Genomic DNA, 19,439 nt, shown 5'->3' with positions numbered 1-19,439 from the left:
TCCGGGGTCAGGGCCCGGCGGGCAGCGGGTTGGCGTGGGCCTCGGTGCGGGGGAGCAGGCAGAACTCGTTCCCCTCCGGGTCGGCCAGCACGGTCCATCCGGGCAGCTCGCGGACCACGGTCGCGCCCGCCTCCAGCACAACCGCCCGTTCCTCGGCGTCGCCGACCAGGTCGAGGTGGATCCGGCCGGGGCCGGGCAGCTCCTCGACGGGCGTGATCCACACATCCGGCTGGCGTCCGTCGGGGTCGCGCAGCAGCACCGACTCGCCCGGATCGAGGGACCGCTCGGCGAGCTTCACCCGATCCTCCCCGACGGCCGGCAGGCCGGTCACGACGCTCCAGAACGGGGCGAGCAGGTACGGGTCGCGGCAGTGGATGACGATCGAGGTGAGATCGGGCATGTCCTGGACGGTAGTCGGCTCAGTCGGGCGGCAGGACGGTGTCCAGGAACGCGGCGGTGACCGCCTGGATGTCCGGCCGGGCCAGGTCGAGGGCGTGCCCGCCGTGGGTGACCCAGGCGTGCGCCGGGTGCCCGGCGGCGAGCAGCCGGCGGGCGAGGTCGACCGACTGGCCGGCGGGCACCGCCACGTCCTCCCGGCCGTGCACCAGCAGCACCGGCACGCCGGAGCCGAGGTGGGTGGCGACCGTCGCGTCGACGGTGGCCGGGTCGCCCTCGGCGGGCCGGTGGCCGAGCAGGTCGGTCCACGGGTCGTCGTGCGGGCGCAGCCGCCGGAACTCCGGGTCGAGCGGGTCGACCGGCGCCCAGTAGGCCAGCGCCGCCGCCACGTCGCCGGGCCGGTCCACCCCGCGCAGCGCGAGGTGCAAGGCGAGCATCGCGCCGGCCGAGTCGCCGCCGACCAGCAGCGGCAGGCCGTCCGCCGCGACCCGGGCCGCCCGCGCCGCCGCGCGTACGTCGTCGAGCTGGGCCGGCCATCGGGCTTCGTGCGCGAACCGGTAGGTGGCCGCCATCACCCGCAGCCCGAGCGGGGCGAGCGCGGCCCCGTCCTCGGTCGACCGGGCCCGCCAGCCGCCGCCGTGGATCCAGAGCAGCACTGCGCGTTCCGTCATCCGGTCATGGTGTCGGCTCGGGAGACGGCCCGCGAGCCCGCTCTGCCGAGGGCAGACCGGAGTGTCGGACCGCACTCCTCGCCCCTACGGTCCCGTAACCTACTCGGGGTAAAGTTGGCGGATGCCGGAACTCGTGTACCCGCCTGTGATCGCCGCCGCCAAGACGATGTTCCGGGTCCTCGACCTGCGGCTGACCGTGGAGGGCAGCCACCACGTCCCGCGCAGCGGCGGCGCCGTCATGGCCAGCAACCACGTCAGCTATCTGGACTTCATCTTCTGCGGGTACGGCGCGCTCGAGTCCCGCCGGCTGGTCCGGTTCATGGCGAAGGACTCCGTCTTCCGGCACCGGGTCTCCGGCCCGCTGATGCGGGGGATGAAGCACATCCCGGTGAACCGGGCGGCGGGGGCCGGGTCGTACGCCACCGCGGTGAGCGCGCTGCGGCGCGGCGAGGTGGTCGGCGTCTTCCCGGAGGCGACCATCAGCCGCTCCTTCACCGTCAAGGAACTCAAGAACGGCGCCGCCCGGATGGCCCGGGAGGCCGCTGTGCCGCTGCTGCCGGTCGCCCTCTGGGGCACCCAGCGGCTCTGGACCAAGGGCCGGCCGCGCACCCTGACCCGCCGGCACACCCCGGTCACCATCCTGGTCGGCGAGCCGATGGATCCGGCCGGGTTCCCGGACGCGAACGCGATGACCGCCGAGTTGAAGAGCCGGCTCGCCGCGCTGGTCGACCGGGCGCAGCGGGAGTACCCGGAGCAGCCCGCCGGCCCGGAGGACGCCTGGTGGCAGCCGGCCCACCTCGGCGGCACCGCGCCCACTCCCGAGGAGGCGGCCGCGCTGGACCGGTCGGGCCGCCGCGCCACCCCTGCCTGACCTGACCGGATCGTTCCGCATCCGGGCCTGATAGTGCCTGCCGGTCCGGCACCCGCCCGACCAGGATCGAGGCCATGAGCAGAGCAGCACTCGTCGTCATCGACGTCCAGGAGTCGTTCCGGCAGCGCCCGATCTGGGCGTACGCCTCGCAGCCGGACATCGTCGACCAGGTCAACCGGCTGGTCGACGCGGCCCGCCGCCGAGGTGACCTGGTGGTCTGGGTCCTGCACGCCGAGCCGGGCACCGGCAACGTCTTCGACCCGGCCAGCGGGCACGTCCGGCTGATCGAGGGCCTGGTCCCGGCCGCCGGGGAGCCGACGCTGGTGAAGACCGCGCACAACGCCTTCACCACCACCAACCTCCAGCAGATCCTCACCCTCGCCGGGGTCCGGGAGATCACCGTCTGCGGCATCCGCACCGAGCAGTGCGTGGAGACCACCACCCGGGTCGGCTCCGACCTCGGTTACGAGATGACCTTCGTGACCGACGCGACCGTCACCTTCCCCACCCCGCACCGGGACCTGCCGGCGGACGCTCCCCTGGAGCAGGTCCTCGCCGATCCGCGCACCCTGTCCACCGCGGACATGATCGCTCGCACCGAGTACGCCCTGGCCGGCCGGTTCGCCACCGTGCGTACCGTCGCCGAGGTCGTGCGACTCCGGCCCGCCGCGTCCGGCGCCGCGCCGCGATCTGGAGCCGCCGCCGACGCGGTCCCGACCGGAGCCTGACCCGTGGCCCGGGCCGGACGACTCCAGCTCGGCGCGTCCGGCGCCGCGCCGCGACCTGAAGCCGTCGCCAGGGCGGTCGTCTTCCTGCTGGTCCCGCAGGTGCACCTGCTGGACCTCGCCGGCCCGGCCCAGGTCTTCTCCACTGCGGCCGACCTCGGGTACGACTACCGGCTGCACTACGTCGCCGCGACCAGCGAGGTGCCGACCGTGCAGGGGGTGACCCTGCGGGCCGACACCGAATGGCCCGCGCTCGACCGGGACGACCTGGTGGTCGTACCCGGGTGGCGCCCCTCGGCGCACGACCCGGGCGACCCGGGCGGCCCGGTCGGTCCGGCGGACCTGCGGCGGCTGGCCGCGCACCACGCGGCCGGCGGCACCGTGGCGAGCGTCTGCGCCGGGGCGTTCGCGCTCGGCCGGGCCGGCCTGCTCGACGGGCGGCGCTGCACCACCCACCACGAGGTCCAGGACGATCTGGCCCGGCGGCACCCGGCGGCCCGGGTGGTCCGGGACGTGCTCTACGTGGTCGACGATCGGGTGGTCACCTCGGCCGGCATCGCCAGCGGCATCGACGTGGCGTTGCACCTGGTGGCCACCCGGCACGGCCCGGCGGCGGCCGCCCGGATCGCCCGCGCCCTCGTCGTGTACGCCCGGCGCAACGGCCACGAGCAGCAGACCAGCGCGATGATGCGGCACCGCTCGCACCTGTCCGACGCGGTGCACCGGGCGCAGGACCTGATCGACGCGCGGTACGCGGAACCGCTGCCGCTGGCCGAGCTGGCCGCCGCCTGCGGGGTCTCCGAGCGCACACTGAGCCGGCTGTTCCGGCAGGCCACCGGGCTGACCCCGCTCGGCTACCAGCAGCTGCTGCGGGTGGAGCGGGCCGAGCACCTGATCGGGCACGGGTCAACCGTCGAGGCCGCCGCCCGGGCGGTCGGCTTCACCGACGCCCGGATGCTGCGCCGGCTGCGCGCCCGCGCCCGGCCCACCCTGGAGCTCGCGGGCTGACCACCCGCGGGTCCGGGCTGGTCACCATCCCCGACGGCTCGGCTTGATCGACTCCGCTTGCGGCAGGTCGGGGCATCCCCACGCGCGGACACCGTGACAGGCCGCAGAACCGAGCGGATCACCCTGGGGTGGCCGCAATCAGCAGGCCGAGCCGGGACGGCCCTGCGCCGGAAACGCCAGACGCGGCCAGACCGGCGTCTCCTCCAGGGCCGGGCGGTAGTAGTCGTCCCGGGACAGGAACTCCACCGGCAGCGAACCCGGCAGCGTCGTCGCGCCCCGGGCCGGGCCGGGCACCGTGCTCACCCGGGCCAACAGGATGTCCCGCTCCGGCGGGGAGAGGTCCACCAGCTCGGGGTGGACCAGCCGGAACGCGGCCACCGCGCGGCGCACCTGCCGGGCCAGCGCGTCGACCAGGGCGGTCGGGCCAGCCAGGGCGAGTGCCGGCTGCCGGATGGTGCGCAGCGCGTCGCAGACCACCAGCAGGTCGACCCCGCCGTCCGGGCCGTCGGCCAGCTCCAGCCGGGACGGCCACTGCCAGCGGATCTGACCGCTGACCAGGCGGGACGGCCGGACCGGGCGCCGGTGCCGGGCGCCCGTCCGGCCGTCCCGCCCGGAGACCAGGGACAGCTCCGAGCCGGTGCAGACGTACGCGAGGCGCCGGTCGGTCACGGTCACCGCCGCCGGGCCGGGAAGACTCCAGGCCCGGTCGCTCTCGGTCGGGCCGAGCAGGTGCCCGGTCACCCGGAGCCGGTGCTGCCCGAGCACCTGCTCACCCGGTTCGGGGGCCAGCGCGTACCGCCGGTCGAGCACGGGGCGGGCGGCGTCGTCCTCCGCGTCGAAGCGGTGCGGCCCGATGAAGAAGGGAGCGGCGTCCTCCTGCACGGTCACGACCTCCCGTGGGACGGTTGCGGTACGTAGAGCGTGGCCCACACCACAGTGGCTGTCATGACACCCGTTAGGGGGTCGGCCGGTCGGTCTGTGCCTGTGACCGGTAGATGCCGATCTCCTCCGGCCGGACGAGCCCGTCCTCGATCGCCCGGGCGAGCAGCGCCGCCTTCGTGGCAGCCGGCCGACCCGCCCGGGTGTACTTGATCCGTGCCCGGTCCACGTACTGCTTCACGGTGTGTTCGCTGATCCGCATCCGGCGAGCCACCGACGCCTTCGACATGGACTGGAACCACAGCAGCAGCGCTTCCCGCTCCTTGTCGGACAGGGCCGGCCGGTCGGGTCGGGGATCGCACACCATCGCCCCGGCCAGCGTGGGCGACACGTACGAACGGTCGGTCGCCGCGGCGAGCACGGTCGCCACGCAGTGCTCGCGGCCCTCGTGCTTGGCCAGGAACGCCACCGCCCCGGCGTCCAGCGCGGCGAGCATGGTGTCCGGATCGGTGTGCTCGGAGTAGACCACCACCCGCCGCCCCGCCGCGCTCAGCTCGGCCAGCTTGTCGAGCGCCATCCGCCCGTGCAGCCGCAGGTCGAGCAGGAACACGTCGGCACTCGGGGCGAGCCGCAGCACCTCGTCCGGATCGTCCCCCGTGGCCAGTACGCGGAGCCGTGGCTCGCTGGCCAGCCACGCGCGTACCCCGTCGATCACCACCGGATGGTCGTCCACGATCGCCACCCCGATCGGCCGGCCGCCGGTCACGTCCTCCGCCACCGGGTCTGCGTCCATCTGATCTCCCCGTCCCGCTCGTGCACGTGTTCCACCTGCCCGTCGCCGTCCGTACCGGGCGGGCCGGTGGCCTCCGGTCCGTCGTGGTCGGGAGTGACCAGGCTGACCACCACCTCGTCCGGTCCGGCGACCACGGTCAGCCGGGCCTGGCCCCGGGCGTCGGCGAGCGCCGCGGTGAGCGGGTCGGCGAGCCGTCGGCGTACCTCGACGGGCAACTCCGGCGGGGTGCCGAGGGCGATCAGCTCTATCGGCAGCCCGTTGCGCTCCGCCAGGTCGGCGGCGGCGCGCAGCTCGTGCAGCAGCGGGTCCGGCACGTCGTCCGACTCGGCGATGAGCCGGCGCAGGCGGGCCGCAGCCAGCACGCAGCGGCGGCGCACCTCCGGATCGGCGGGGTCGGCGGCACCGGCGGCGAGGGCGGCGAGCACCTCCTCGGCGGTGCCGCCGACCAGGGTGAGCCGGTCGCGCCGCTCCCGGCGGGCCCGCTCCGCCGCGTCCCGTTCCGCCTCGACGGCCAGGGCCGCCGCGGCGGTGCGCGCCCGGTCCCGGGCCAGCGCGGCGATCGACGCCGCCCCGACGAAGACCGCCACCGGCAGCGAGGAGGTGCCGTAGACGTACATCGCGTACCGGGTGAGATCGGCGGCGGCGGTGGCACCGAAGCCGAGCACCGCGCCGAGCGCGATCGCCGCGTGCAGGCCGAGCAGCACGAGCAGCCACCACACCGGCCGCCGCCAGAGCACCAGCAGGAGGAACCAGGCCAGCCCGCCCCACACCCAGTTCGCCGTGGTGAACAGGTACCGCCCGCCGGCCGCCGCGAAGACCGCCGCGTCGACCGCCAGCAGCACCACGGCCAGCCGCCGGGCCCGGGGCAGCCCGCCGCGCAGCAGACGTACGCCGGCGTCGGCGCCGACCGCGGCGGTCACCAGCCAGCCGACCGCGACCACCGCCGGGGCGGCCATCCCCGGGCCGGCGCCGAGCACCGCCGGCAGGCTGATGACCAGGTGCCAGGCCAGCGCGATCGCGACCGCGGCGATCCGGGCGCCCTGGTCGGAGGCGTGCGCGACCACGCTCGCCGCCGACGCGTCCGCCGGCCGGTCCGCCGCCGGCCCGACCGGTTCCGGCGTCCGGGGTCGCGGGGCGCGGCGGGGGACCGACCCGGCCCCTGGGTCGGACGCCGCGGCGGTCAGCGCCGTGCCGGACTCAGTCGACACCCGGCCACTCCAACCGCACCCGGGTACCGGCACCCGGGGCGGAGGTCACCTCGGCCCGGCCGCCCACCGTGGACATCCGGCCGTGGATGGACTCGCGCAGCCCGTACCGGTGGGCCGGGACGGTGGCCGGGTCGAAGCCGGGGCCGTCGTCGGCGACCTCGACCACGGCGGTGTCGGCGACCCGGGCCAGGCGCAGGGTGACGGACGCGCCCGGCGCGTGCCGGGCCACGTTCGCCAGGGCGGCGGCCACGCCGGCGGCGAGCGCGCCGGCCACCTCCGCCGGCACCGCGCACGGCTCCAGTGCCGCGGTCACCGTCAGCTCCGGCGTCCGGGCGAGGACCGCCCGCAGCCGGTCGTCCAGCGCCGCCGCACCGGTCGTCGGCGTCGAGCGCGCGTCGGCCAGTTCGGCGAGGGTACGCAGGTCCGTCGCGCACCGCGCGCGCAGCGCGGCCGACGGGCCGGGCACCGCGCCGAGCCCCACCATGGTCAGCGTGGCCAGCACGGTGTCGTGCAGTTCCCGGTTCTGCCGCCGTTCGGCCTCCCGGGCGGCCCGCGCCACCAGCGCCGCGCGGGTCAGCCGCTGGTAGTCGGCGAAGACGGCGTCCGCCCGCCCGATCCGGCGGCGCATCACCGCCGTCATCATCGCCGTGCAGCCGGCCTGCACCAGCAGCGTGGCCGCGTGCGCCCGCGCCTCGACCGGGTTGCCGGCCGCGGCCGCGCCCCCGACGTACCCGGCGGTCACCAGCAGCCCGGCCGGCACCGACCAGCGGGCCGGGGCGGTGGCCTGCGCGTTGATCACCGTGGTGCTGGCCAGCACCGCGATCCAGCTCCCCTCGCCCGGCAGCACCTCCGGCGCCACCAGCCAGGGGATCGCCGCCGCGGCCACGGTGGTGAGCGTGACGTCGCCGGCCACCAGGGCGGGGCCGATGCCGTGCCGCAGCGCCCGGATCGCGTACCAGACCGACCATGCGGTCAGCGCGGCGACCGCCGGCACCAGCAGCCCCACCCGCACCTGCCCGCCACGCACCGCCAGCGCCGCCACCGCGCCGACGAGGCCGCAGGTCAGCCGGAGCAACGCCGGCAGGGTGGTGAAGATGAGCGTGAACGCGCCGCCGGCCGGCCGGTCCAGCGGACCTGGCGGCGAGGTCGTGGCGGCAACGACCGGCATCGGGGAGGCGTCCTTCCGGCAGTGACCCGGTCGGGTCCGCACGGCCTAGATCGACGACGGAGAATAACATGTAGGCCGCCAACTGGTCACCTTCGGTGCGCGGCGTGCACCCCCGGCTACCCGGGACCGGGGCGGTTGGCGCGCGGGTGGGCCGGTGATGCGGTTGACTGCCGGCATGGCTGACGACACGCGGCGACTCCGGGTCGCCTTCCTCGGAATCGGTCGGATGGGCACGCCGATGGCCCGGCACGTGCTCCGGGCCGGGCACGACCTGACCGTCTGGAACCGCACCCGGGGCAAGGCCGACGCCCTGGCCGCCGAGGGGGCCGCGGTGGCGGAGACGCCGGCCGCCGCCGCGGCCGGCCGGGAAGTGATCGTGCTCATGCTGGCGGACCCGGGGGCCGCCGAACAGGTGCTGCTCGGCCCGGACGGGGTGGCCTCCGGGGCGGACCCGGACACCCTGGTGGTGGATGCCAGCACCATCGGGCCGGACGCCTCCCGCCGGATGGCGTCCCGGCTGCGCGAGCACCGGCTGCGGTACGTGGACGCGCCGGTCTACGGCTCCGTCGGGCCGGCCACCGAGGGCACCCTAGGCGTGCTGGCCGGCGGCGACCAGCCGGACGTCGCGGCGGCCCGGCCGCTGCTGGAACTCTGGGGCGACCCGAAGCAGGTGCGGCACGTCGGGCCGACCGGTGCCGGCAGCGCGGCGAAGCTGGTCCGCAACCTCAGCCTCGGGCTGGCCCTGGCCGGGATCGGCGACGCGCTCCGCCTCGCCGCCAGCCTCGACCTCCCGGCCGACGTGGTGGACGAGCTGATGGCGGCCGGCCCGCTCGGCGCGGCGTTCCCGCCCGTCCGGCAGGTCCTGGCCGCCGGACCACCGGAGACCGCCGGCTTCACCGTGGACATGCTCACCAAGGACCTGCGGCTCTGCCTGGCCGCCGAGCCCCGGCTGCCGCTGGTCGACGCCGCCCGCCAGGTGGGGGAGTCGGCCCACGCCGACGGCCACGGCCAGGACGACACCCGCGCGTTGCCGCTGCGGATGCGCGACGCCCGCCGAGCGTGAGCGGAAGAGCCCTTCCTGACGCCGGGCGTCGTACCGGGATCCCGCCCGGCACCGGTCAGCCGCCGGTGGGGCCGGCGGGTGCGACCGCGAGCAGGTGGGAGCTGGCACCGAGCACCGCCAGATCCCGCTCGAACGCCTCGGCGCAGGCAACCGCGTCGGCGAAGAGCCGGTCGTCCGGGGCGGTGTCGAGCACGTTCAGCAGCGGCCAGAGTGGACCCTCCACGCCGTAAACGGCCGGGGCCGGCAGGCCCGCCGCGGTGAACTCGTCCACCACCTCCTCGGGCCGGTGGAAGTACGCGGTGGTGAAGCCGGTCTCCGGATCGTTCACCCCGGTCCGGTACGCCCGGTGCAGGAGCGGCCGGCTGTGCTCGTCCACCCGGCCCTGCGCGGTCAGGCCGATCAGGGCGGCGTTGCGGCTGATCACCGCCGCGACCACCGGCCCGCCGGGCCGGGTGAGCCGGGCCGCCTCGCGCAGCGCGGTCACCCGGTCCGCCCGCCCGGGCAGGTGGTAGAGCGGGCCGAGCAGCAGGGTCGCGTCGACCGAGTCGTCGGGAAGCGGCAGGTCGCGGGCGTCCCCGACGGTCGCGGTGAGGTCCGGGTACGCCGCCGATGCGGCGGCCACGTGCGCCGGCACCAGGTCGACCAGGTGCACCCGGTGACCGGCCTCGGCCAGCCAGCCCGCGTACGCGCCGGTGCCGCCGCCGACGTCGAGCACGGCCGCCGGTGGCGGGGGCAGCAGCCGGGCGAGCAGGTCCCGGGTGCGCCGCGCCTCCAGCCGGCCCTGCGGGCTGCAGTGCAGGCGGTCCGCCTCGGCGAAGACCTCGGTGTAGTAACGCTGGATGTCCGGCTCCGCCGGTCGATGCTGCGGCATCCGTCGATGATGGACGTTCCGGTCCGGCGGATCATCTCCTTTGCCGGCGGCGTCGCGTCCCCCTTCTACCCTGCGGGCATGACATACCAGCCGGCCATGGTGCCCCCGCCGCCCAGGAAGTCGAACACGACGAAGATCGTGCTCATCGTCGTCGGTGTGGTGCTCGCGCTCTGCTGCGTGGGCGGAGCCGTCGGCGGCTTCGCCGTCTACCACGCGGTGCGGGAGGCCACCGGCCCGGCCCGCAGCACCGTGGACACCTACGCCGGCGCCCTGGTCACCCGCGACTTCCCGACGGCGTACGGGCAGCTCTGTGGCGAGGTGCGCGACCGGGTCAGCCAGGAGGCGTTCACCCGCCAGCAGTCCGCCCGGCCCGCGCCGACCGGCTACCAGATCGTCGGCCTGAACGTCAGCAACAACAACGGGGTGGTACGCGGATCGGCGAGAGTCCGCTTCACCCCGCCGAGCGGAACCACCGAGACCCAGTCGTACTCCCTGGTCAAGGAGGACGGCGTCTGGCGGATCTGCGAGTGACCGGGTCCGGCCGCCCGACCCGTCGCCGGGCGGCCGGACCGCCGGTCAGGCGGGGCAGTTGTGGTACGCCTCGACCCGCCACCCGGCGTCGCCCCGGGACAGCACCCAGGTCGCCCGGCGGCGCCGGTCGGCTGGCAGGGTGTCCTCGCCGGGCAGCAGGAAGCCGCTGCGGCTCACCACCACCGCGGTGTCGCCGCCGACGATCCGGACCCGCTCCGGCTCGTCCACCGAGGTCGAGCCCCGCAGCGGGCCGGCGAACGCCCCGGCCAGGTACCGGCGTACCTCCTCCCGGCTCTGGTGGAACACGCCACCGGGGAGCACCACGGTGGCTTCGTCGGCGTACCGGTCGGCGAAGGCGTCGGCGTCGCCCGCCGTCCAGGCCGCGACGAGGGCGTGCAGCACCTCGCGTACCTCCCGCTCGGCGCGGGTCTCGATGGTCGCGGTGTCGGTCATGATCGTCCTCTCCTGTTCGGGAACCTCGCCGGTACCTACTCGGCGACCCGCCCGAACTCATCGGCCGGCCGGCGATGAAATCCGGGCACTCGGCCGGTAGGTATGGGGGAGGCGCGGCGGAGAGGGCGGAGCGGTGACGGTGACCAGCGAGGACTTCGACCGGCGGACCGGCCCGTACCGGCCGGAGCTGCTGGCCCACTGCTACCGGATGCTCGGTTCGGTGCACGAGGCGGAGGACCTGGTGCAGGAGACGCTGCTGCGCGCCTGGCGGGCCTTCGACCGGTACGACGACCGGCGTGCCACGCTGCGCACCTGGCTGCACCGGATCGCCACCAACGCCTGCCTGACCGCGCTGCGCAGCCGGGCCCGCCGACCCCTGCCGTCGGACTTCGTGGCGGCCAGCGCGGATCCCGACGCGCCCATGGTGGTGGGCGAGGTGCTGTGGCTGCAGCCGCTGCCGGACGCGCTGCTCGACCCGGCCACCGTGGTGGCTGCCCGGGGCAGCCTGCGGCTCGCGCTGGTCGCCGCGATGCAGCTGCTGCCGCCCCGGCAGCGGGCCATGCTGATCCTCAGGGAGGTCCTCGACTGGTCGACCACCGAGGTCGCCGAGGCCCTGGGCACCACCCCCGCGGCGGTGAACAGCGGGCTGCAACGGGCCCGGGCGCGGCTCGGTGCGGTGGCCGTCCGCGAGGAGCAGGTCGCCGAGCCGGCCGACCCGGAGCAGCGGGCGCTGCTCGACCGCTACGTGACCGCGTTCGAGCGGGCCGACCTGGCCGCGTTGACCCGGCTGCTCACCGACGACGCCGTGCTGGAGATGCCGCCGGTGCTCAACTGGTACGTCGGCCGGGAGCGCTACGGTCGGTTCATCGCCCGGATCCTCGCGCTGCGCGGCACCGACTGGCGGCTGGTGCCCACCGCCGCGAACGGGCAGCCCGCGCTGGCCGCCTACGTGCGCGAAGGGGACGTCCACCTGCCGCACACGGTGCAGGTGTTCACCGTGCGGCACGGGCGGATCAGCCGGAACGTGGTCTTCCAGGACCGGGCGGTGTTCGCCGCGTTCGGGCTGGCTCCGCTGCCGGTCGAGGTGTCGACGGCGGTCAGCCGGTCGGCGGCACCCGGATGCCGCCACCCTTGACCGAGCGGGAAGCTCTTCTTCAGGCCCGGCCGACGTCCTCGATACGGCCCCGCGTCGGCGTGTCCGGCCCTCGGTGGCCGTCGCTGTCCGTCGGGTCGCGGTGCCCCGACGTGACGGTGTGACATCTGGGGGAGGGGTGGCGCTGAGGGGCACGGAACGAACGCACCGGGCCCACGACCAGCACATCCCCGGCGTCGTCGGCTGATCACTCAGCGGTGTCGCCGGTACGCGGTGGCCGGCCCTCCCGACCCGGCCCCGGGTCGTCCGATGCGTCCGTCCCACGTTCCGGCAGCCCTGCCGGGGCGTGCGCTGGTCCGGAGGCACGCCGGGCGGCACGTCCGCACGTCCATACCGTAAACGGAGCCGATCGATGTCACAGTTCGCCCTCGCGAAACTGCTCACCCTCAAGGCCGGCACGGCGGTGCTCGCCGTCACCGCCACCGGTGGGGTCGCGCTCGCCGCCGCGACCGGCACCCTGCCCAACCCGCTCACCGAGTCGAGCGCCAAGCCGTCGATGGCGGCCACGGGCACGCCGTCCGACGCGGCCGACCATGGCAAGGGACCGGCCGGTGCCAAGGGGGAGCCCTCGCCGAACCTGGTCGGCCTCTGCCGCGCGTTCCAGGCCGGCGCGGGTGACAACCCGGGCAAGGCGCTGGAGAACCCGGCGTTCCGCGTACTGATCAACACCGCCGGTGACGCGGAGAAGGTGGCGGCGTACTGCGACACGCTGCTCGCCAACGAGAAGGGCAAGCCGAGCCAGGCGGCCCGGCCGACCGCCACTCCGAGCCACCCGACCGGCAAGCCCAGCGCCCGCCCGACCATCGCCGGGACCGACGCCCCGGAGGCCAGCCACAAGCCGACCGCTCGACCGACCAACTGACCTCCGGCGCCGGGCGGGCACCCCCCCCGCCCGCCCGGCGCCGGCCCGCGGCGCCGCCCGGATGATCACCCCCCCCCGGTCCTCCGGGCGGAGGTCGCGATCCGCGCTCCAGGGCGCGGCGAGGCGGCGGCCGGGTCCCGCGGCCGCCGCCTCACCCAACTCCCTCCGCTAGCCGGCGGCCGCCTCGTCGGCGCGATCACGCAGCCACGCCAGGGCGGCCCCGGCGTGCCGCAGTACCGAGATGTGGCCGTCCTCCGGGTAGCGACGCAACTCGGCGGCGGGACAGTGCCGGGCCAGCCAGGCGCCGTGCGCCGCCGGCACGACCCCGTCCCGCTCGCCGTGCAGCAGCAGGACCGGTGGCGTCACCCGGTCGGGCCGGAACCCCCACGGCGCGACGTACGCCAGGTCGTCGTCGATCAGCCCGCCCGGGCCGGCCTGCGTCGCCGGGCCGACGACACTGTCGAACCAGGACCAGTCCCCGTGCAGCTCGGCCAGGTCGGCCGGGGTGAATCCCGGGTCGTACGCAACGCCCGAGGACTCGTGCGCCTCCTTGGCCGCCCGGCCCGCGGCGGCGGCACGCAGCGACGCCACCCCGGACGGCACCATCCCCGCGAACCAGTCCAGCCCCTCGGCGTCGTAGGGCGCCAGTCCGGCGCCGCTGACCACGGCGATCACGCGTTCCCGCAGGAGCGCGCCGCAGGCCAGCGCGTGCGGGCCGCCGCCGGAGTGGCCCACTACCGCGAACCGCGCGATGCCCAGCGTGTCGGCGATCGCGGCGACGTCGGCGGTGGCCGAGGCGATGTCCCGTCCAGGTAGCGGCGTCGAGCCGCCGTAACCGGGGCGGTCGTAGGAGACCCAGCGGAGGCCGAGCCGGTCGGCGGCGGCGAAGAGGGGCGCGGGTGGTGCGCCGATGTTCGGCGTGCCGTGGTGCCAGAAGACGGTGAGCCGGTCCGCGCCGCCGGTGTCGTAGACGTGCAGGAGCCGGTCGCCGCCCGGCCGGATATCTGTCTCGGTCACCATGGGCGGGAGCGTAACGGCTCGGGCGGACAGGAAGCGGGCGGCGGAACCCGGCCGCGGCGGGCGGACGACCGCAGGTGTCCGCCGTATCGTGGGCGGATGGCGGAGTTCGCGACTGTCCTGCTGGTGGTGGGCGTACTCGCGGCCGTCCTGACGTGCCTGGTGTGGCTGGGCTCCCGGGTGCGCCGGCGTGGGGTCGGCGGGGACGTCATGGGCCCGTTCGACGAGATCTGGCACCCGACCGCACACCGGTCCCGCGCCGAGATCCAGGTGCACGAGGAACGGGTGGTGCCGCTGCCGTCCGCGGAGGGTCCGCCCGGCGCCGCCGAACCGGAGTGACTCAGGTCACAATTCTACGGTCGTGGGCCTGTCGAATCGGGTGGTCCCCGCCCGTCGAGTGAATGAGAGCCGGCGCCGGGCCGGCCAGCCCAAGGAGGCAGCACCATGCGACTCACCGCCACCACGTTCCTGACCCTGGACGGCGTCATGCAGGCCCCGGGCGGGCGGGACGAGGACGTCAGCGACGGGTTCGACCTGGGCGGCTGGCTGCCCCCACACTTCGACGAGACGGTCGGCGGGTGGATGGGCGAGATCCTCGACCACGCCGATGCCCTGCTGCTCGGACGCCGGACGTACGACATCATGGCCGCCTACTGGCCGCACGTCACCGACCCGGCCGAGGGCGGCCCGGACAACCCGCTGAACCGGCTGCCCAAGTACGTCGCCACCAACCGGTCCGACGAGCTGACCTGGTCGGGCTCACACCGCCTCGACGGCGACCTCGCCACCGCGGTCGGCGACCTGAAGAACCGCCCCGGCGGAGAACTCCAGCTGCACGGCAGCGGCGCGCTGGCGCGGTCGCTGATGCGCGAGGGGCTGATCGACACGTACCACCTGCTGATCTTCCCGGTGGTCCTGGGCCGCGGGCAGCGACTCTTCGCCGACGGCGTCCGGCCGGCCGGGCTGCGGCTCACCGACAGCCGCAGCTCCGCCAGCGGGGTCACCATGCTGACGTACGACAGCGCCGGCGCGCCGGCGTTCGGCACCGTGGGGGAATGAACGCGGTGCGGGGCGGACAGCGTGCGGCCGGTGGCGGTTCCCACCGGCCGCGCCGTCCTCATGGTCCCGTCAACACCGCCACGCTCGAGGCCCGAGATTCTCGCCGGTGCGGCCACCGGCCCGCGCCTGCCCCACGACCATCCCGGTGTCGGACACGGCCCTCGCCAGGCTGGTCTGCCCGTCGGGCACCTCGAGTTCGGCGGCGTCGCCGTCGCGCAGCACGGAGCCGTTGACGACGACCCAGCCGGCGGCGTTGACCGCCTCTCCCGGACCGTCCGCCGCGAGTTGCGTGACCTCGCCGGTCCGGAGGTTCCACCGCGCCGCGGAGTGGGACGGCCACAAGCCGCCCGTCGCCCAGCCGCCCCGCACCGCGTAGCCGGCGGCGGTCTCGCCGTCCGGCGCCTTCAGCTTCCGGCCGTTGCCCTGCCGGTCCCAGGCGTAAGCCGCGATCCCGATGCCGTTCCGGTACATCGTGCCGACGATCGTTCCGTCGTCGGTGATGCCGAAAACGTTGGCGCCGTCGGGAAGCGGCAGCTTGACCGCGGTCGTCGACCCCGCCTTCCAGAACAGGGCGATGCTGTCCTTGCCCCCCGAGTTTCCCTGGGGCTCCGCGTTGATGACGACGTCGCCGGTCGCGTTGATCGCCGGCTCCGGGTACACGTGCCAGTTCCCCTGCGGCGTGCGCAGCCGCGTGTACACGCCGTTCCGGTAGCGGAACACATACTCCTGCCGGGCGTCCTGCACCACGCCGACCACGACCCCGTCGGCGTTGACGGCGGACAGCTCGACCGACGTGCCGGGCACCGGCAACGCCTGCGGCTTCCCGTCGGTCCACAGCACCGGCCGGAAGTCCTGCCCGACCACGTCGTAACCGATGATGTAGCGCCCGGCCGGATCCACACCGACAGCCGTGACGTCCTTCATCCCGGACGGCACCGGCAGCTCCACCACCGGACAGCGGCCGGTGAGGCCCCCCGCCGGCCGGCTCCCGTCCGCCGTGACGGTCGGCCGCGCCGACGCGGTCGCCTCCGCCGGCAGGCCGGTGGCGGGGGCCGCACCCGGCTGCGCGCCCGCCCTGGTCACGATCGACGGCACCGCCAGCAGCACGGCTGTCGCCAGCGCCACGCCTCCGGCCCCCTGAAACGAGCGGCGGCGAAAGGTGCGCCGGCGACCGGCGCGAACCAGCGCGTCGATCTCGATCCGGCTGGCCGGCACGTCGACCGCGCGCAGCCGGTCCCGCAGTTCCTGCTCCTCGTTCACGACCGGGTCCTCCCTCCCTGTGCGACCGGGACCGGGCGCCCCGCGTCGAGCGCCTCGCGCAGCGCGGCGAGGCCCCGTGAGCACTGACTCTTGACGTTGCCCGCCGAGCAGCCGAGGGCCTCAGCGGTCGCCTCGACCGACAGGTCACCGAAGTAACGCAGGACCACGACGGCCCGCTGCCCCTTGGGCAGCGCGCGCAACGCCGTCAACAACGTGTCCCGCTCCTCGACGCCGTGGTCGGCGGGAGCGGAAAGGTCCGGCAGGCGGTCGCCGAGCAGCACCCGGGACCACCCGCGCCGCCGCTCGTCGAGATAGCGCCGTACCAGGATCCGGTGCACGTACCCGTCTAGATTCTCGGCCCCGGCGGCCCGCTTCCAGTTCAGGTAGAGCGCGGTGAGCGTGGCCTGGACGATGTCGTCCGCCTGGAAGGTGTCCGCGCAGAGCAGGTACGCCGTGCGATGCAGGCGCGGTAACCGCGCCGTCACGTACTCGACGTACTCCCGTTCGAGGTCGGGCCGCATCGTGCTCCCTTGGTCAGCCGGTTCGGATGTTGGGCTTCCGTCGTCTCCTTGTCGGAAGCGGCGAGGAGGAAGGTTGCACGGGCCGGTCAGGTTGCTTGCAGTCAACCACCCCCGGTGCCCCAGCCTCGGCGGCCATGTCGGTCGGACTCGCGGTCACCCTGCTGGTACGACGGGCGGAGCCCGTGGACCGACCGGGCTGACCGATGCGCCGGAGCCCGGGCGGATAGGTTGCCAGGTGAAGGGAGTCCGGGAGACCGCTGCGGGGCTGCCGGTCGGATCCCGGCCACGGGGGAGGACACCATGTCGGCGCAGCGGACGGCGCTGGTCATTCCGGGCAGCGGGGGCTGCTGGCACGTACCCCATCAGTTCTTCGCCGTCGAGGCGGCACGGGTGCGCGGCGCGCACCCGCACCAGCTGACCTGGCGCGGCGAGGTGCCGGCCGAGCCGGCGGCCCGGGGGCCGTGGGCGGTCGGGCAGATCGCGGCGGCGCTGCGGGAGCTCGCCGAGCCGTTGATCATCGCGAACTCCCTCGGCACCCTCGCCGCCGGTCTCGCCGCCGACCGTGGACTGCCGGCGGTCTGGATCACGCCGTTGCTGCACCGGCCGGAGGTGGTCGACGGCCTTCGCCGGGCGGCCGCGCCCCGCCTCCTGATCGGCGGTACGGCGGACCCCAGTTGGCGTCCGGATCTCGCCCGCCAGTTGTCGCCGTACGTGTGCGAGCTGGCGGACGCCGATCACGGACTCCGCGTGCCGGGGCCGCTCGCGCTGTCCGCGGCGGCGCTGGGCGAGATCGCCACGGCGGTGGAGGACTTCCTCGACCGCGTTCTCTGGCCCACACCGCCCGGTGGGAATCACCCCGGGCGGGTGGGCGCGACCGGTTGAGGAGCGCCGCCGGCCGGTCGCCGCCAGATCGCCTCCCACTGTGTCCACTGCCCGGGGGCAGGTGGCCTGCGCTGCGTGCGGTCCGCTCTGATCGGGAGCAGTACGGGCCACCCGTCGAACAACTGGTGAAGCTCGGCGTCGCTGAAGAAGTGGATGCTGAGGCCGTCCTTCGGTCCGGCGGCGTAGCGCACCGTGAACCCCCCGTCGGGATGCTGCTCGGTGACCTCGTGCGCCGGCCAGAGGTCCGTGCCGGTCGCGTTGACCCGCAGGCAGAACAGGCCATCGGGCTCGACCCGCTGCTGCGCGGCCCGGATGTGCCGGTGCGCCTGCGCGCGGTTGCCGTGCTGGAACACCTGGATTCCGATCACCAGGGGCCAGGTGTGGCCGGCCGGCAGCGAGTCCAGGTCGCCGTGCCGCAGACGGTCGGAACGGTCGGGACGGCGTCGTGAGAGCTGGCAGACCGCCTCGGCGGAGACGTCCAGGCCGAGCACGTCGAGGCCGCCGTCGACGAGCGGCAGGAGGTTCCGGCCGTTGCCGCAGCCGACGTAGAGACCAGTGGTGATGCCCGCCGTGGCGGCGCTGACGAGGATGTCGTCGACGAAGGCGACGGGTGGTTCATCGACGTACCGCCCTCGCCGGTACTCCTCGTTCCAGGCCTCGGAAGCGGACCTCAGCGCACTCATCGCGTCAGGGTCGCACGCGACGCTGCTCTCTGGGGGCTGGGCAGCCGATCACCGCGGCGCTGGCATCAGCACGGTGTGGAGGCGGGCAACCGGCGACGGGGGCGGTCGGGCGGTAATTGGCTTGAGCCGAGGGCTGTCGACACACGACGGTGAGCAGATGGACGCAGCTCTCGTTCAGCGTTTCGTCGGGGACGGGTTCGTCAAACTGGACCAGGCGGTGCCGCGCGATGTGATCGACGCGTGCGTCGACCTGCTGTGGGCCGAGACAGGCGCGGACCCGGACGATCCGTCGACCTGGACGCGGCCGGTCGTCTGGGTCGGGGGCATGAGCCAGGAGCCCTTCGTCCATGCCGTGAACGTCCCGGTCCTGCACGACGCGTTCGACGCGCTGGTGGGACCGGGTCGGTGGGCCGCGCGGAACTCGATCGGGTCGTTTCCGCTGCGGTTCCCGCACCCGGTGGAACCACCGGACGCCGGTTGGCACATCGAGGGCAGCTACGAGGTTCCCGGCACCTCCGGCTACTGGACGAACATCCACTCCAGGGCGCGGGTGCTGCTGATGCTCTTCCTCTTCACCGAGGTGGACGAGGGTGACGCGCCGACGCGGATCAGGGTCGGGTCGCACTGGGACGTGCCGCCGGTGCTGCTGCCGTACGGCGATCGAGGCGAGCACGGGCATCGGTTGAGTCCGCGGGTCGACGCCGCCTCGGCGCACCGGCCGGTGGCACTCGCCACCGGTGGCCCCGGGGACGTGTACGTGTGCCACCCGTTCCTGGTGCATGCGGCGCAACCCAATCACGGCCGCAGACCCCGCTTCCTCGGACAGCCGGGGTTGCCACCGCCGCCGTCCCACGAACAACGGCCCTTCGACCTCACCGTGGTCGACAACGAACCCTCGCCCGTCGGGCGCATCATTCGCGATGGGCTCCGACACCGGCACACCGAGCGGGATGAGACGGTGCCGGCCGCCGCAAGCTGATACCGGTGAAATTCGCGGACGTCGTCCGGTGAGCTGTGTCTGTCACGGGGCATGCCCGACAGGGTGCGCCCGGGTCGCCCCTCGGGCTTCGGGCGGTTGACGGAGCTGCTGAACGAGTACCGGGAGTCTGCTGTCGGCCGTCCAGGTGCCACCAGGGCGGTCAGGTCCGTGAGGGGGCCGAACCTCCCCAGGCGCCGCCGGCAGGTCGGCGCTGGCGGGACTGATCGCGGCGGGCAACCGCAACCTGCTCGACACGATCAGGTGTCCGGCCGCTGAGGGGCGGTGCCGCACGTGGACGAGCACGAACTCCGTCCGGCCCGGAGGGTCGAAGATCGACTGGGTCGGAAGCGGCAACCCGTTGACGTGGAGTGATGGCGGTGCGCTCT

General features: G+C 74.9%; 23 protein-coding genes. 11 read left to right on the top strand and 12 right to left on the bottom strand.

Annotated features, from left to right (window positions below):
- Positions 1-7: 7 nt before the first annotated feature.
- Both ACL02O_RS21965 and ACL02O_RS21960 read right to left on the bottom strand, forming a co-directional pair.
- Positions 8-400, bottom strand: a complete 393-nt coding sequence (locus ACL02O_RS21965; RefSeq protein ID WP_412819993.1) for a VOC family protein — start codon at positions 398-400, stop codon at positions 8-10.
- A 19-nt stretch (positions 401-419) separates the two neighbouring features.
- Positions 420-1,067 carry an alpha/beta hydrolase gene (locus ACL02O_RS21960; RefSeq protein WP_412819992.1) on the bottom strand — a complete coding sequence of 216 codons (648 nt, stop codon included), beginning with the start codon at positions 1,065-1,067 and terminating at the stop codon, positions 420-422.
- A gap of 121 nt (positions 1,068-1,188) precedes the next feature.
- Between ACL02O_RS21960 and ACL02O_RS21955 the strand changes: the two genes are divergently transcribed.
- From ACL02O_RS21955 to ACL02O_RS21945, 3 genes are all read left to right on the top strand, one after another.
- A complete protein-coding gene (locus ACL02O_RS21955; protein ID WP_412819991.1) occupies positions 1,189-1,938 on the top strand; it encodes a lysophospholipid acyltransferase family protein in 750 nt (249 codons plus the stop codon).
- Between the two features lie 74 nt (positions 1,939-2,012).
- Complete coding sequence (locus ACL02O_RS21950) at positions 2,013-2,666, top strand: isochorismatase family protein (protein WP_412819990.1); 654 nt, start codon at positions 2,013-2,015, stop codon at positions 2,664-2,666.
- 84 nt (positions 2,667-2,750) lie between these two features.
- Positions 2,751-3,671, top strand: coding sequence for a GlxA family transcriptional regulator (locus ACL02O_RS21945; protein WP_412820001.1), 921 nt, complete (start codon positions 2,751-2,753; stop codon positions 3,669-3,671).
- 138 nt (positions 3,672-3,809) lie between these two features.
- Here the strand turns inward: ACL02O_RS21945 and ACL02O_RS21940 are convergent, their stop codons facing one another.
- The 4 genes from ACL02O_RS21940 to ACL02O_RS21925 all read right to left on the bottom strand — a co-directional run bounded on the left by ACL02O_RS21940 (position 3,810) and on the right by ACL02O_RS21925 (position 7,719).
- Positions 3,810-4,553 carry a hypothetical protein gene (locus tag ACL02O_RS21940; protein WP_412820000.1) on the bottom strand — a complete coding sequence of 248 codons (744 nt, stop codon included), beginning with the start codon at positions 4,551-4,553 and terminating at the stop codon, positions 3,810-3,812.
- A gap of 73 nt (positions 4,554-4,626) precedes the next feature.
- On the bottom strand, positions 4,627-5,343 hold the full coding sequence (locus tag ACL02O_RS21935) for a response regulator transcription factor (RefSeq protein WP_412819989.1): 717 nt from the start codon (positions 5,341-5,343) through the stop codon (positions 4,627-4,629).
- Positions 5,313-6,551: a hypothetical protein gene (locus ACL02O_RS21930; protein WP_412819988.1), complete on the bottom strand. Its 1,239-nt coding sequence runs from the start codon at positions 6,549-6,551 to the stop codon at positions 5,313-5,315. The genes ACL02O_RS21935 and ACL02O_RS21930 overlap by 31 nt, the downstream gene beginning before the upstream one ends.
- Positions 6,541-7,719 (bottom strand): sensor histidine kinase, encoded by a 1,179-nt coding sequence (locus ACL02O_RS21925; RefSeq protein WP_412819987.1) that lies wholly within the window; start codon positions 7,717-7,719, stop codon positions 6,541-6,543. The genes ACL02O_RS21930 and ACL02O_RS21925 overlap by 11 nt, the downstream gene beginning before the upstream one ends.
- A 175-nt stretch (positions 7,720-7,894) precedes the next feature.
- Here ACL02O_RS21925 and ACL02O_RS21920 point away from each other — a divergent pair, with 175 nt between their 5' ends.
- Positions 7,895-8,782 carry an NAD(P)-dependent oxidoreductase gene (locus ACL02O_RS21920; RefSeq protein ID WP_412819986.1) on the top strand — a complete coding sequence of 296 codons (888 nt, stop codon included), beginning with the start codon at positions 7,895-7,897 and terminating at the stop codon, positions 8,780-8,782.
- A 55-nt stretch (positions 8,783-8,837) separates the two neighbouring features.
- Here the strand turns inward: ACL02O_RS21920 and ACL02O_RS21915 are convergent, their stop codons facing one another.
- A complete protein-coding gene (locus ACL02O_RS21915; RefSeq protein WP_412819985.1) occupies positions 8,838-9,653 on the bottom strand; it encodes a class I SAM-dependent methyltransferase in 816 nt (271 codons plus the stop codon).
- Between the two features lie 78 nt (positions 9,654-9,731).
- On the opposite strand from ACL02O_RS21915, the gene ACL02O_RS21910 reads away from it, so the two are divergent.
- The gene (locus ACL02O_RS21910; RefSeq protein ID WP_412819984.1) at positions 9,732-10,184 is read left to right on the top strand and encodes an Rv0361 family membrane protein; all 453 of its coding nucleotides are present in this window, start codon (positions 9,732-9,734) and stop codon (positions 10,182-10,184) included.
- Between the two features lie 45 nt (positions 10,185-10,229).
- Here ACL02O_RS21910 and ACL02O_RS21905 read toward each other — a convergent pair whose 3' ends face one another.
- Positions 10,230-10,637 (bottom strand): SgcJ/EcaC family oxidoreductase, encoded by a 408-nt coding sequence (locus tag ACL02O_RS21905; RefSeq protein ID WP_412819983.1) that lies wholly within the window; start codon positions 10,635-10,637, stop codon positions 10,230-10,232.
- Positions 10,638-10,770: 133 nt separating this feature from the next.
- Here ACL02O_RS21905 and ACL02O_RS21900 point away from each other — a divergent pair, with 133 nt between their 5' ends.
- Entirely contained in the window at positions 10,771-11,772 is a 1,002-nt protein-coding gene (locus tag ACL02O_RS21900; protein WP_412819982.1) for a sigma-70 family RNA polymerase sigma factor, read from the top strand.
- A 370-nt stretch (positions 11,773-12,142) separates the two neighbouring features.
- Positions 12,143-12,652: a hypothetical protein gene (locus tag ACL02O_RS21895; protein ID WP_412819981.1), complete on the top strand. Its 510-nt coding sequence runs from the start codon at positions 12,143-12,145 to the stop codon at positions 12,650-12,652.
- A 168-nt stretch (positions 12,653-12,820) separates the two neighbouring features.
- On the opposite strand, the gene ACL02O_RS21890 is transcribed toward ACL02O_RS21895, so the two are convergent.
- Positions 12,821-13,672, bottom strand: a complete 852-nt coding sequence (locus ACL02O_RS21890) for an alpha/beta fold hydrolase (protein WP_412819980.1) — start codon at positions 13,670-13,672, stop codon at positions 12,821-12,823.
- 96 nt (positions 13,673-13,768) lie between these two features.
- Between ACL02O_RS21890 and ACL02O_RS21885 the strand changes: the two genes are divergently transcribed.
- Both ACL02O_RS21885 and ACL02O_RS21880 read left to right on the top strand, forming a co-directional pair.
- Positions 13,769-14,008, top strand: coding sequence for a hypothetical protein (locus tag ACL02O_RS21885; RefSeq protein WP_412819979.1), 240 nt, complete (start codon positions 13,769-13,771; stop codon positions 14,006-14,008).
- Between the two features lie 105 nt (positions 14,009-14,113).
- Positions 14,114-14,728: a dihydrofolate reductase family protein gene (locus tag ACL02O_RS21880; protein ID WP_412819978.1), complete on the top strand. Its 615-nt coding sequence runs from the start codon at positions 14,114-14,116 to the stop codon at positions 14,726-14,728.
- Positions 14,729-14,797: 69 nt separating this feature from the next.
- On the opposite strand, the gene ACL02O_RS21875 is transcribed toward ACL02O_RS21880, so the two are convergent.
- Complete coding sequence (locus ACL02O_RS21875; protein ID WP_412819977.1) at positions 14,798-15,988, bottom strand: hypothetical protein; 1,191 nt, start codon at positions 15,986-15,988, stop codon at positions 14,798-14,800.
- On the bottom strand, positions 15,985-16,509 hold the full coding sequence (locus ACL02O_RS21870; protein ID WP_412819976.1) for a SigE family RNA polymerase sigma factor: 525 nt from the start codon (positions 16,507-16,509) through the stop codon (positions 15,985-15,987). The genes ACL02O_RS21875 and ACL02O_RS21870 overlap by 4 nt, the downstream gene beginning before the upstream one ends.
- A 300-nt stretch (positions 16,510-16,809) precedes the next feature.
- Here ACL02O_RS21870 and ACL02O_RS21865 point away from each other — a divergent pair, with 300 nt between their 5' ends.
- The gene (locus ACL02O_RS21865) at positions 16,810-17,391 is read left to right on the top strand and encodes an alpha/beta hydrolase (protein WP_412819975.1); all 582 of its coding nucleotides are present in this window, start codon (positions 16,810-16,812) and stop codon (positions 17,389-17,391) included.
- Here the strand turns inward: ACL02O_RS21865 and ACL02O_RS21860 are convergent.
- Positions 17,361-18,074, bottom strand: coding sequence for a class I SAM-dependent methyltransferase (locus ACL02O_RS21860; RefSeq protein WP_412819974.1), 714 nt, complete (start codon positions 18,072-18,074; stop codon positions 17,361-17,363). The two genes, ACL02O_RS21865 and ACL02O_RS21860, sit on opposite strands and share 31 nt — an antisense overlap.
- A gap of 157 nt (positions 18,075-18,231) precedes the next feature.
- On the opposite strand from ACL02O_RS21860, the gene ACL02O_RS21855 reads away from it, so the two are divergent.
- Positions 18,232-19,053 (top strand): phytanoyl-CoA dioxygenase family protein, encoded by an 822-nt coding sequence (locus ACL02O_RS21855; RefSeq protein WP_412819973.1) that lies wholly within the window; start codon positions 18,232-18,234, stop codon positions 19,051-19,053.
- Positions 19,054-19,439: the final 386 nt, after the last annotated feature.

The organism is Micromonospora mangrovicola (assembly GCF_047200535.1).
Classification (GTDB): domain Bacteria; phylum Actinomycetota; class Actinomycetes; order Mycobacteriales; family Micromonosporaceae; genus Micromonospora.
The sequence above is the reverse complement of the archived record's forward strand: the minus strand, read 5'-3'. Positions and strand labels throughout refer to the sequence as shown.